This is a genomic window from Aeromonas bestiarum, from assembly GCF_028751155.1.
Lineage (GTDB): Bacteria > Pseudomonadota > Gammaproteobacteria > Enterobacterales > Aeromonadaceae > Aeromonas > Aeromonas bestiarum.
Map to the genome: position 1 here is coordinate 215,781 of NZ_CP064746.1, position 12,414 is coordinate 228,194.

Sequence of the window (12,414 nt, forward strand, 5' to 3'; positions counted from 1 at the left end):
TCTTCGAGTCGGGTTTGAAAGCCTGCCATTCTAGGCAGGGCTCTCAAAAAAGATACCCCGTTTGAAATCAAACGGGGTCTTATTGGTCAGTGATTTGCGAAGGCGTGATGGGAATCGTTTTTCCCGAGGATTCAGGAGAGGTCGAGTTCCTTCAGCTTGCGAGTCAGGGTGTTGCGACCCCAGCCGAGCAGGCGGGCGGCCTCCTGTTTGTGGCCATGGGTGTGATCCAGTGCCGTCTCCAGCATGATCCGCTCGAACTGGGGCAGGGCATCGGCCAGGATATCGGTCTCCCCCAGCGCCAGCTTGCTGGCGACCCAATCCTGCAACTGCTGCTGCCAGCCACCGGTCAGGGCTGGCTGGCCCGGCTCGGCCGCGCTGGTGATGGGGGTCAGCAGCTCGGCGGGCAGATCCCCGACCAGCACCTCCTGGCCAGAGGCCATCACGGTCAACCAGCGGCAGACGTTCTCCAGCTGGCGTACGTTGCCCGGCCAGGGCAGGCGGCTGATGTAGGCCTGGGTGTCCGGATGCAGGCTCTTGGCCTCCACGTTCAGCTCCTTGGCGGCGCGCAGCAGAAAGTGCTGGGCCAGCTGGGGTATGTCTTCACGGCGCTCCTTGAGGGCCGGAATGTGGATGCGGATGACGTTGAGGCGGTGGAACAGATCTTCCCGGAATTCGCCGTCGGCGACCCGCCTCTCCAGATTCTGGTGGGTGGCGGCGATGATCCGCACGTCCACCTGCACCGGTTGATGGCCACCGACCCGGTAGAACTGGCCATCGGCCAGCACCCGCAGCAAGCGGGTCTGCACATCCAGCGGCATGTCGCCTATTTCGTCGAGAAACAGGGTGCCACCGTCGGCCTGCTCGAAGCGGCCGTGACGTATGTTGTTGGCGCCGGTGAAGGCCCCCTTCTCATGGCCAAACAGCTCGGATTCGATGAGATCTTTCGGGATGGCCGCCATGTTGAGGGCGATGAAGTTTTTGTGGGCGCGCGGGCTGTGCTTGTGCAGCGCGTGGGCGACCAGCTCCTTGCCGGTGCCGCTCTGGCCGTTGATCAGCACAGAGATGCTGGAGCGCGACAGCCGGCCTATGGCGCGAAACACCTCCTGCATCGCCGGCGCCTCGCCGATGATCTCGGGTGTGGCGGTGGCTTCTTGCTGACGAGACTTGCGCTTGGTGCGCTGCTCTTTCAGGTGATTCTCGGCGCGGCGCACCAGGGTGACCGCCTCGTCGATGTCGAACGGCTTGGGCAGGTACTCGAAGGCGCCGCGCTGGTAAGCGTTGACCGCGCTGTCCAGGTCCGAGTGGGCCGTCATTATGATGATGGGCAGATCGGCCTGGCGGCGGTGGATCTGCTCCAGCAGGCTGAGGCCGTCTATGCCGGGCATGCGGATATCGGAGAGGATCACATCCGGCGATCGCATCTCCAGCGAGCTCAGCAGGGCCTCGCCGTCGGCGAAGCTCTCGCACTCGAAGCCTTCGCTGCCGAGGGTGCGTTCCAGCACCCAGCGGATAGAACTGTCGTCATCGACGATCCACACTTTTGCTGTCATGACGTTCCCTTATTTGCGAAGCGGTAGAAAGATGGTGAATTCGGTGTGGCCTGGCCAGCTGATGCAGTCGATCCGCCCCTTGTGCTGATCGATCAGGTTCTGGGCGATGGAGAGGCCGAGCCCGGTGCCTCCCTCCTTGCCGGTGATCATGGGGTAGAAGAGGGTATCGCGGATGGCATCGGGAATGCCGGGGCCGTTGTCGATGATCTTGATCTCGGCCGCCAGCCGGTAGCGCTGGCCGTGGATGGTGATCTGGAAGGCGGTGCGGGTCTTGATGCGGATGAGCCCGGTTTGCTCGCCTATGGCCTCGGCGGCGTTGCGCACCATGTTGAGAAACGCCTGCTGCAGCTGATCCGGCTCCATCTCGAATTCCGGAATGCTGGGATCATAATCCCGTTCTATGCGGACCGTCGGCGGCAGCTCCAGCTCCACCAGGCGGCGTACCTGTTCCAGCACCGAGTGGACATTGTGCATCTGGTGACGACCCGGGCGTTGTGGACCGAGCAGGCGATCGACCAGCACTCGCAGCCGGTCGGCCTGCTCTATGATGATGCCGGTGTATTCACGCAAGGCCGGATCCGGCAGCTCTTTTTGCAACAGTTGGGCCGCGCCGCGCAGGCCGCCGAGAGGGTTCTTTATCTCGTGGGCCAGACCGCGCACCAATTCCTTGGCCGCCTGCTGCTGGGCATGTTGTTGCAGCTCCTGGCTGATCTTCTTCTGCTGATCGATCTTGCGCAGCTCCACCACCATCAACCTTTGTTCATGGTCGGCGAGCGGGCTCACGCTCATCTCCACCAGTCTGGGTTCTCCTTCCACCACCAGGGTCACTTCGCTGTCGGTGAAGCCCTGCCCCGAGGTGAGGCACTGCTTGAGACGTTGCAGATCGAGGGAGATGTGTTCCAGCAGATGGGGCAGCTCGATCCCGATCAGCCGGCGCTGGCTGAGGGAGAGCAGTTGTTCGGCCGCCGGGTTGACGAACTGGATGCAGAGCCGCTCATCCATCAGGATGACGGCGGTCAGCAAGTTATCGAGCAGTATCTTGGCTTGATCCGGGCGGGTTGGCACAGGTTTCTCCCTAAAACGGTGCTATACACCAGTAATGCACCAACGTGGTGCATTTAGTCTACCCGTATCGATGCACAGGATCACCCCTTGTTGGGGAGCGGGGTCACTTTTGGTGCCGGATTGAGGCTGGCTCGGTGCAGGTAGAAGGTGACTACCCTGGATTTAGCAAGGATCGTACCGTCTTTGGCCAGCAGCTCGAGTTGGGCCTCGTGCGCACCGCGATCCAGGTTCTCGACCCGAATGGCCAGGCCATTGTTGACTATGGGGGCCGCCTTGCCATCCAGCGTCAGGCGCACGTCGTACTGGGTCGGCGCTTTCGGGCTGATCTGGCCCTGGAACACCACGTTGCCCGTGTTGTCGCGCAGCGTGCTGCCCTGTTCTGGTGAGAGCAGCTCGATCACCAGCTTGGCCGCTTCCTTCTCCTTCTTGGCATCGACGCCGGTCAGGCTGTTGAAGTTCTCCACCTGTACCGAGCGCGGCGAGCTGCCAATGAGAGGGGCAACCCGCAGATCCACTTCTTTGGCCTGCTGGCCGGGGGGAGGGGCATCCGTGTAGTGGACGACACCCTTGCTGTCTGTCCAGGAGTACACCTTGGCGGCCTGAGCCCCCATGCTCGCCAGCAGCAGACTCAGTGCCCATACGGGGTATGTGTTTCTCATCCATCTCTCCTTGACGGGATTTTGCTTAATCCTATCAGAGAAAAAACCCGCCTGTTGGCGGGTTTGGTCAAGTTCTGAGCTGTGGTCCGGATTAAACGGAGTAGTACAGTTCAAACTCCAGCGGGTGCGGGGTCATGCGCACGCGGTCAACATCCTGCTGTTTCAGTTCCAGGTAGGAGTTGATGAAGTCATCGCTGAACACGCCACCGCGGGTCAGGAACTCGCGATCGCTGTCCAGTGCGGCCAGGGCTTCGTCCAGAGAGCCGGCAACGGTCGGCACTTCGGCGGCTTCTTCCGGCGGCAGGTCATACAAGTTCTTGTCCATGGCATCGCCTGGATGGATCTTGTTGATGATGCCGTCCAGACCGGCCATCAGCTGGGCTGCGAACGCCAGGTACGGGTTGGCAGCCGGATCCGGGAAGCGTACTTCGATGCGACGGGCTTTCGGGCTCGGCACTACCGGGATACGGATGGAGGCAGAGCGGTTGCGGGCGGAGTAGGCCAGCATGACAGGTGCTTCATAACCCGGCACCAGACGCTTGTAGGAGTTGGTGGTCGGGTTGGCGAAGGCGTTGATGGCCTTGGCGTGCTTGATGATACCGCCGATGTAGTGCAGTGCCATCTCGGACAGACCGCCGTACAGGTCGCCGGCGAACAGGTTGACGCCGTTCTTGGCCAGGGACTGGTGGCAGTGCATGCCGGAGCCGTTGTCACCGAACATGGGTTTCGGCATGAAGGTGACTGTCTTGTTGTAGGCGTGGGCCACGTTGTGGATCACGTACTTCAGCACCTGCACTTCATCCGCTTTCAGGGTGAGGGTGTTGAAACGAGTCGCGATCTCGTTCTGACCGGCGGTCGCCACTTCGTGGTGGTGAGCTTCAACGACCTGGCCCATCTCTTCCAGCACCAGACACATGGCGGCGCGGATGTCCTGGGAGGAGTCGACCGGTGCAACCGGGAAGTAACCGCCTTTCACGAACGGACGGTGGCCCTTGTTGCCGTGCTCATACTCGGTACCCGAGTTCCAGGCGGCTTCTTCAGATTCGATTTTCACGAAGCTGTGGCCCATGGTGTTCGAGAAGGTGATGTTGTCGAACATGAAGAATTCCGGCTCCGGCCCGAACAGCACGGTGTCAGCGATGCCGCTGGCTTTCAGGAAATCTTCGGCACGCTTGGAGATGGAGCGCGGATCGCGGTCGTAACCTTGCATGGTGGCCGGTTCCAGCACATCGCAGACGATGTTCAGGGTGGTCTCTTCGGTGAACGGATCCAGCTTGGCGGAGGCCGCATCCGGCATCAGCACCATGTCAGACTCGTTGATGCCCTTCCAGCCGCCGATGGAGGAGCCATCGAACATCTTGCCGTCTTCGAAGAAGTCTTCGTTGACCTGGTGGGAAGGGATGGATACGTGCTGCTCTTTACCCTTGGTGTCGGTAAAGCGCAGGTCAACAAACTTGACTTCGTGTTCCTGGATCAGGGCCAAAACGTTCTGGGCTGACATGCTAAGTAACCTCCGGTGTTAAAACTCTTAGGGTGAATGCGTCATCACATTCACATAAGCCAGTATCGTGCCAAGTTTGTGACAGCTTGATTTCAGGGCATTTGCGACTATAAGCCTGCCCCAAGACCCGCCATCTCAGCGCGTTACGCCTCAAAGTAGTGCAACAGTGGATCGTTTTGGTGCACTAAAATGGTGCGCAGTATACGGTCAGCCCCCATCTAAGCAGGCTTTGAACGGAAGGTCCATGATCCCGATCCCCTGTTATGCGTGAATGCACTGCAATTCTGCTAGGCAGATCACAAAGGCGAGAGTACAATTAGCGCCCAATTTTACCCGGTGATTGAGGCGAGAATGTTAGAGAATTTACGCAATATTGCGATTATTGCGCACGTAGACCACGGCAAAACTACCCTGGTTGATAAGCTGCTGCAGCAGTCTGGAACCCTGGACCGTACCACTGATGGTCAAGAGCGTCTGATGGATTCCAACGATCTGGAAAAGGAACGTGGTATTACCATTCTCGCCAAGAACACTGCGATCCGCTGGAACGACTACCGCATCAACATCGTTGATACCCCGGGTCACGCCGACTTCGGTGGTGAAGTAGAGCGCGTCATGTCCATGGTCGACTCCGTGCTGCTGCTGGTTGATGCTGTTGACGGCCCTATGCCGCAGACTCGTTTCGTGACCCAGAAAGCCTTCGCCCAGGGTCTGAAGCCGATCGTGGTCATCAACAAGATCGACCGTCCGGGTGCTCGTCCTGACTGGGTAATGGATCAGGTATTCGACCTGTTCGACAACCTGGGTGCCACCGATGAGCAACTGGACTTCAAAGTTGTCTACGCCTCTGCACTGAACGGTTGGGCTACCCTGGATCAGGGCGTTGAGTCCGACAACATGGAACCCCTGTTCCAGGCCATCGTTGACAACGTCGAGCAGCCGAAGGGTGACCCCGCCGGTGCCTTCCAGATGCAAATCTCCCAGCTGGACTACAACTCCTACGTGGGTGTTATCGGTATCGGCCGCATCAGCCGTGGTCGCGTCAAGACCAACCAGCAAGTCACCGTCGTCGGTGCCGATGGCAAGACCCGTACCGGCAAAGTCGGTCAGGTGCTTGGCTACCTGGGTCTGTCCCGTACCGAAGTGGTTGACGCGCAAGCGGGCGACATCATCGCCATCACTGGTCTGGGCGAGCTGAAAATCTCCGACACCATCTGTGACAACGGCGCTGTTCAAGCCCTGCCGCCGCTCTCCGTTGACGAGCCGACCGTGAACATGACCTTCCAGGTCAACACCTCACCGTTCGCCGGCAAAGAAGGCAAGTTCGTGACCTCCCGCAACATCCTGGAGCGTCTGAACCAGGAGCTGGTCCACAACGTGGCCCTGCGTGTGGAAGAGACCGAAGATCCGGACAAGTTCCGCGTATCCGGTCGTGGTGAATTGCACCTCTCCATCCTGATCGAAAACATGCGTCGCGAAGGCTACGAGCTGGCGGTATCCCGTCCGGAAGTTATCCTGCGCACAGTGGACGGCGTTCTGCACGAACCGTTCGAAACCGTGACTGTCGACGTGGAAGAGATCCACCAGGGTTCCGTGATGGAGCAACTCGGCCTGCGTAAGGGCGAGATGACCAACATGACCCCGGATGGCAAGGGCCGTGTCCGTCTTGACTTCATGATCCCGAGTCGTGGCCTGATCGGCTTCCAGACCGAGTTCCTGACCATGACCTCAGGTACCGGTCTGCTGTACCACACCTTCGACCATTACGGTCCGCACAAGGGTGGCAGCATCGGCGAGCGTCAGAACGGCGTGCTGATCTCCAACGCTACCGGCAAGGCTCTGACCTTCGCCCTGTTCGGTCTGCAAGACCGTGGTCGTCTGTTCATCGGTCACGCGACCGAAGTGTACGAAGGCCAGGTGATCGGTATTCACTCCCGTTCCAACGACCTGACAGTGAACTGCCTGAAGGGCAAGCAGCTGACCAACATGCGTGCCTCCGGTACCGATGAAGCCCAGGTGCTGACTCCGCCGATCCGCATGACCCTGGAACAGGCTCTCGAGTTCATCGACAACGATGAGCTGGTAGAGATCACGCCCAAGGCTATCCGTGTGCGTAAGAAACTGCTGACCGAGATGGATCGCAAGCGCGCTGGTCGTGCTTGATATCTGTTCCTCGACAGACAGAGAGAGGCCTTCGGGCCTCTTTTTTTATGGTCGCTCGGCGGGGTATCGTTGGCCAGCATGCCCGAACAGGTCGCATCGATCCGGCCCATGGGTGGCCAAATGGCCATGCAATCTGACACAATGCCGGCATGATGAAGACATTGGGAATCACGATGCAGCAGAAATTCGGTGGCCGTCTCGGCCATGCCCTCTCCTTTTTACGCCACGATGGTGGCCACTTCGCCCAGTTTGTCTGGGGTCGTTTCCAGCAGGACAGGCTGACGGTGACCGCCGGTTATCTGGCCTATGTCACCCTGCTCTCCCTGGTGCCCATGATTGCCGTGGTGTTCGGCATGATGTCCGCCTTTCCCGTATTCCAGACCCTGAAACAGGCGATGGAGCAGTTCGTCTATCACAACTTCGTGCCCACCGCGGGTGAGATGCTCAAGGAGTACATAGACGGCTTCGTGGCCAATGCCACCAATACCACTGCCGTCGGCATAGGCGCCCTGATAGTGGTGGCGCTGATGCTGATCTCGGCCATCGACAAGAACCTCAACTACATCTGGCGCTCTACCCAGGGCCGACCGCTGGCGCAGGCGTTTGCCATGTACTGGATGATACTGACCCTGGGCCCTGTGCTTATCGGCGCCAGCATCGCCATCTCCTCCTACATTTTCTCGCTGCGGCTGTTTGGGGCCGAGAGCCTGTTCGGCATCGGCTACCTGCTGCTGCGCGGCTTGCCGTTCCTCTTCTCCGTGCTCACCTTCCTGCTGGTCTATACCGTGGTGCCCAACTGCAAGGTGCGGCTGATACACGCCTTCATCGGCGCCCTGGTGGCCGCTACCCTGTTCGAGCTGGCCAAGCGTGGATTTGCCATCTACATCACCAACTTCCCCTCCTATCAGGCCATCTATGGCGCCCTGGCGACCATTCCGATCCTGTTTGTCTGGGTCTATCTCAGCTGGTTGGTGGTCTTGCTTGGCGCGGAAACCACCGCCTGCCTCGGCGAATATGAGCGACCGGGTGCTGATGAGTTGGCCTGATCCGGCCTCTTGCTGTTAGCATCGATGACCGCCCCCGTCAGCAGATGGGGGCGGTCATTTTGTTTCAAGAGGAGAGGGGTGTGATTGCATTGATCCAGCGGGTTTCCGAGGCCAGCGTAACGGTAGAGGGAGAAGTGACCGGGGCTATAGGTCAGGGACTGTTGGTGCTGCTCGGGGTGGAGCAGGGGGATGACGAGGCCAAGGCCGACAAGCTGCTGCACAAGGTGAGCGGCTACCGCATCTTCTCCGATGACGAGGGCAAGATGAATCTGAACGTGAGTCAGGCTGGCGGCAGTCTGCTGGTCGTTTCCCAGTTCACTCTGGCGGCGGATACCAAAAAAGGCATGAGACCCGGCTTCTCCGGCGGCGCCCACCCGGTTGAGGCCGAGCGGCTATATGACTACTTCGTGGTGCAGGCAACTGCCAGCGGCATACCGACCGAGACGGGCCGCTTTGCCGCCGACATGAAGGTGGCGCTGCTCAACGACGGTCCTGTGACCTTCTGGCTGCAGGTCTGAGAGGATGTATCGGCAGAGCCGGTGGCAATAACCGGGAGCATCGCGGCTAGGCGAGGTGGCGCGGGATTGCGTGCAGGATCACGTTGATGTAGCCGGGCACGGGGTGCGCCTGGGTGGGGCCAATCCACTCCTCGGCCAGCATGAGTGCCTGCTCCAGCTCCCTGTGGGTGCGCGGCAGCAGGTTGATGATGAGGGGACCGCGCAGCCGGGCGGCCAGGGTCTGATAGAGGTGATGCTGGAACATCAGCAGGGGGTTGCCATCCTGGCTGAACAGGTCGAGCAGCGCGAAGTCATAGGTGTCGTCGCGGGCCAGCAGGAAGGCGAGGGCATCGGCGTGGTGCAGGTGCAGCGCCCGATCAGCGGGCTCCGCCGGGTGGCGGAAGAACACTTGAAACAGGGTCAGCACCTCTTCGTCCAGATCCACGCAGTCGTGCCGTGCCTCGGGCCAGCGTGCCCCCAGGTGACGGGTGAGATCGCCGCCGCCGAGCCCCAGCTCCAGCACCCGGGTAGCCGTCACCGGCAACAGGCTGGCGATGCACTGCTGATGGGGCAGGCAGAGACTGGCCGGCTGGGCGAGGGACATGGCCGACTGCACCACGCCGTCTATCTCCAGCCAGCGGTGATGGGCATTTTCCAGTATGGAGAGGCGCCGTTCCGGCTTGGCGCTCAGGTGCAATAAGTGGTCGGCTTGGTACGCTTGCAGATTGAAGTCCATGAATTTGCACGGCAAGATGGTTTTCGACCAGTGTAACTCAAGGATGGAACTATGTACCGGGTGGTCACTCCCCAGACGGCAGCCGAGCTGGATTCTTACTACCAGCTGCGTTGGGAACTGCTGCGTAAACCCTTCAATCTGCCCGTCGGTTCCGAGCGGGATGAATACGATACCGTCGCCATCCACCGCCTGATGCTGGCCCCTGACGGCACGCCCATCGCCGTCGGCCGGTTGTTTGTCGGTGGCGACGAGGCCCAGATCCGCTTTATGGCGTTGCGCCCCGAGTTTCGCGGGCAGGGGCTGGGTGTCCGCATGGTGGAAGATCTCGAGCAGTTGGCCCGCAGCGAGAAGGTGAAGCGGCTGGTGATGAATGCCCGCCAGGAGGCGGTGGAGTTCTATCGCAAGTGCGGTTTCCTCGAGGTGGGGGAAGGCCCCGTCTCCTTCGGTCGCATTCCGCACCGCCAGATGATCAAGTCTCTCAGCCCCTTGCAGACTATCCAGTATCGCCCCGAGTGGTGCCAGGATCTGACCACCCGCTGGTCGCGGGGCATCCCCATCAGCGAGAAGATGGGGGTACACATCACCCACTACGACGGCCAGACCTTCCATCTCAAGGCCAATCTGGCGGCCAACCTCAACGTGCACGACACCATGTTTGCCGGCAGCATCTACAGCCAGTGCGTGCTGGCGGGCTGGGGCCTGATCTGGTTGCAGCTCAAAGAAGCGGGTCTGGTGGGGGATACAGTGCTGGCGGAGGGCAACATCAAGTATTACCGCCCGGTCAACGAGGAGCCGGAGGCGCGGGTGGCCCGCGAGGGAATGCCCGCCGTGCTGGCGCCGCTCAAGGCGGGAGAGTCGGCCAAGTTCAGCCTCAAGATCAAGCTGTTCAGTGGTGACAAGCTGGCGGCCGAGTTCCTCGGTCACTACGTGGTGCAGCCCATCAAGCGGCCCGGTCAGCAGGCCTGACGCTTTTCACCTCGCAAGATTGCAACAAGGCCTCATGATGAGGCCTTGTTCGTTTTACTGCTCGCTGGTCGGCGTGGGCGCTTTGGCGGGCTGTGCCGGTCGCCAGAGCGGGCTGTTGCGCCCCTGGGCCGGATAGCTCACCCCCACCTCCCAGCCACAGGAGGCCTGCTTGGCCGGGAACTCCCAGCTCAGCACGGGGGCGTCGAGCGGGCCGCGCCAGTGGCTCAGCAGCTCGGCGCAGCGCTGGCCATTCAGGGCGCCGAGATCCAGCTGCCACTGTTCGTTGACCAGATCCATGCCCCCCTGCAGGGCGAGCAGGTGAGTGATGGTGGAGGCGCCGGCCTGCTCTATCTGCAACTGGCCCTGCTCCACCTTGCCCTGCAGCTTGATGCGGTAGAAGGGGGTGTCCCCCGCCTGCATGGCTTGCCACAGCTGATCCGGGCTGAGGGTGGGCGGGGTGGCGCCCTTGAACCACTCATCCAGCAGGGGATCTATCTGCACCTTGTCCCAGAAGGGCTCGGTGGCATCAAGGGCAAAGCTCCCCTGCAGGGAGCTGCGCCAGGCGCCCGGAGTGCCACCGTGCAGCGCCTGCAGATCGGCGCTCAGATCCATCTTGCCGGCGAAGGAGACGGGGGAGTGGAGGATCTTGCCCCACTGCACCAGATCCAGTTTCTCGCCCTTGATCTGCAACCGGCTGGTCTGGCCCGGCTCGCGTCCCCACTGACCGCTCAGGCTGAGGCTGCCCTGGTCCGGCAGCGAGCTGGTCAGCTTGTTGAGCAGCCAGGCGCTGGGGGTCAGTTCACCGTCCAGCGCGCCGTTGCGGGCGCTGAGGCCGTCCCACACCAGCTCGAACCACTGGCTCTCTATCCTGGCCCGGCCGAGCAGGGGGGCGGGCTGCTGGCCCCGCAGGCCGAGATCGGTCAGATAGAGCTGCCAGCCGGTCAGCGACAGCGGCAGGGCATCGTCGAACGAGAGCACCTTGAGCTTGTCGAATGCCAGCTTGCGGATGTCGATCTGCTGTGGCCGCCAGCTCTGCCAATCCTGCCACCACCCCTGTGGCAGGCTGATGTCCATGCCGCTCAGGGCCATGTCTTTCAGGGTCAGCTTCTGCTGCTGGGTATCCAGCGCCAGCTCCAGATTGAATTCGCCTTCGTAGGCCTTGCCCTGCACCTCGGCGTCGATCTGCTGGGGCGAGAAGGCGACCTTGCCCTGGATGGCCTCCAGCTGGAACAGGCCGCGGCCGAGATCGCCGAGGGTCCCCGAGAAGTAGCCGGTCGGCGTGCTGCCGGCCTGCCAGTTGAAGGCGGTGAGCTGGCCGTTGAGGTTGTTGAGGGCCAGCTCCTGCTCGATGTCGTTGAAGCTGAGATCCCGGATCTGGCCGAGATCCAGGCTGACCTGACGCAGGGGAGATTCGGCCTTGGCAAGGGTGCTCCACTCGATGCGCATACCCTGGGTCTTGAGGTTGCTCAGCCGCAGGCTGCGGGCCGGCCAATCCAGCTCCATGCCGGTTTCCAGCAGGCCGTCGAACAGGTTGGTGGTCAGCTTGTCGGTACTCAGCACCTGGCCTTCCAGTCGACCCTTGAGGTTGAGGCGGGAGAGGGCCAAGGCAGGGGTTGTCAGCTGATTGATGTTGAGGCTCAGGTTGGCCTGGGGTGGCCGCACCGGATTGAGCAGCTGCCAGTCGTTGAGGGTGGCGTTGAGGCCGCTCAGGGTCAGCTCGTCACTCTGCAGGCTGAGCCGATCTATGGTGCTGTCGCTGATGGTGAGGGAGTGCACCGGCAGGTTCGGCAGCTGGTTGGGCAGCGGCAGCCTGATGACGGGGCGAATGAGATCGAGGTGGGCGATGCGCACATCCCGGTTCAGCCAGTCGATGCTCTCTATCTCCAGATAGAGCTTGTCGAGGGTCACTGCGTCGCCGTAACTCACCTGCTCGGCCAGCAGGGTGTAGGGGTGGAGCGGGTTGAACACCAGCCGCCCTATGGTGACGGGCACCCCTGTCTGCTGGCTGATCCAGCTGGCGATGGGGCCCTTGGCCCGCTCCGCATCGAACAGGCCGAGGCCGACCCAGATAAACAGCAGCAGGAAGGCGAATGTATAGAGCAGGCCGCGTAGCCAGGAATTCATGGGTGCTTTCCTCCTGTTTCGGGATGGTTGCAGGCGTTGGAGTAGTGATCTCGCAGACCCAGCCAACGGCGGATCAAGGGGTCCACGCGGGAGCCGTGTCTGTCCAT

Annotated in this window: 10 protein-coding genes; 4 read left to right on the forward strand and 6 right to left on the reverse strand. The window is 61.3% G+C overall.

The features are described from left to right. Positions 1 to 131 precede the first annotated feature (131 nt). The 4 genes from glnG to glnA all read right to left on the reverse strand — a co-directional run bounded on the left by glnG (position 132) and on the right by glnA (position 4,775). Positions 132 to 1,550: a nitrogen regulation protein NR(I) gene (gene glnG, locus IU367_RS01005; protein WP_043136458.1), complete on the reverse strand. Its 1,419-nt coding sequence runs from the start codon at positions 1,548 to 1,550 to the stop codon at positions 132 to 134. 9 nt (positions 1,551 to 1,559) lie between these two features. Next, positions 1,560 to 2,615, reverse strand: a complete 1,056-nt coding sequence (glnL, locus tag IU367_RS01010; protein ID WP_043136455.1) for a nitrogen regulation protein NR(II) — start codon at positions 2,613 to 2,615, stop codon at positions 1,560 to 1,562. Positions 2,616 to 2,695: 80 nt separating this feature from the next. After that, entirely contained in the window at positions 2,696 to 3,274 is a 579-nt protein-coding gene (locus IU367_RS01015) for a DUF4124 domain-containing protein (protein ID WP_098981030.1), read from the reverse strand. 91 nt (positions 3,275 to 3,365) lie between these two features. Continuing rightward, positions 3,366 to 4,775: a glutamate--ammonia ligase gene (glnA, locus tag IU367_RS01020; protein WP_042866924.1), complete on the reverse strand. Its 1,410-nt coding sequence runs from the start codon at positions 4,773 to 4,775 to the stop codon at positions 3,366 to 3,368. Between the two features lie 351 nt (positions 4,776 to 5,126). On the opposite strand from glnA, the gene typA reads away from it, so the two are divergent. From typA to dtd, 3 genes are all read left to right on the forward strand, one after another. Then, positions 5,127 to 6,938: a translational GTPase TypA gene (gene typA, locus IU367_RS01025; RefSeq protein WP_043136450.1), complete on the forward strand. Its 1,812-nt coding sequence runs from the start codon at positions 5,127 to 5,129 to the stop codon at positions 6,936 to 6,938. A 173-nt stretch (positions 6,939 to 7,111) separates the two neighbouring features. Next, complete coding sequence (locus tag IU367_RS01030; RefSeq protein WP_043136447.1) at positions 7,112 to 7,984, forward strand: virulence factor BrkB family protein; 873 nt, start codon at positions 7,112 to 7,114, stop codon at positions 7,982 to 7,984. A gap of 80 nt (positions 7,985 to 8,064) precedes the next feature. After that, on the forward strand, positions 8,065 to 8,502 hold the full coding sequence (dtd, locus tag IU367_RS01035; RefSeq protein ID WP_274453209.1) for a D-aminoacyl-tRNA deacylase: 438 nt from the start codon (positions 8,065 to 8,067) through the stop codon (positions 8,500 to 8,502). Between the two features lie 46 nt (positions 8,503 to 8,548). On the opposite strand, the gene IU367_RS01040 is transcribed toward dtd, so the two are convergent. Then, positions 8,549 to 9,217 (reverse strand): spermidine synthase, encoded by a 669-nt coding sequence (locus IU367_RS01040; protein WP_241280518.1) that lies wholly within the window; start codon positions 9,215 to 9,217, stop codon positions 8,549 to 8,551. A 51-nt stretch (positions 9,218 to 9,268) separates the two neighbouring features. Here IU367_RS01040 and IU367_RS01045 point away from each other — a divergent pair, with 51 nt between their 5' ends. Next, entirely contained in the window at positions 9,269 to 10,183 is a 915-nt protein-coding gene (locus tag IU367_RS01045; protein WP_241280500.1) for a bifunctional GNAT family N-acetyltransferase/hotdog fold thioesterase, read from the forward strand. 54 nt (positions 10,184 to 10,237) lie between these two features. Here the strand turns inward: IU367_RS01045 and IU367_RS01050 are convergent, their stop codons facing one another. After that, positions 10,238 to 12,307, reverse strand: a complete 2,070-nt coding sequence (locus tag IU367_RS01050) for an AsmA family protein (protein ID WP_274453210.1) — start codon at positions 12,305 to 12,307, stop codon at positions 10,238 to 10,240. Positions 12,308 to 12,414: the final 107 nt, after the last annotated feature.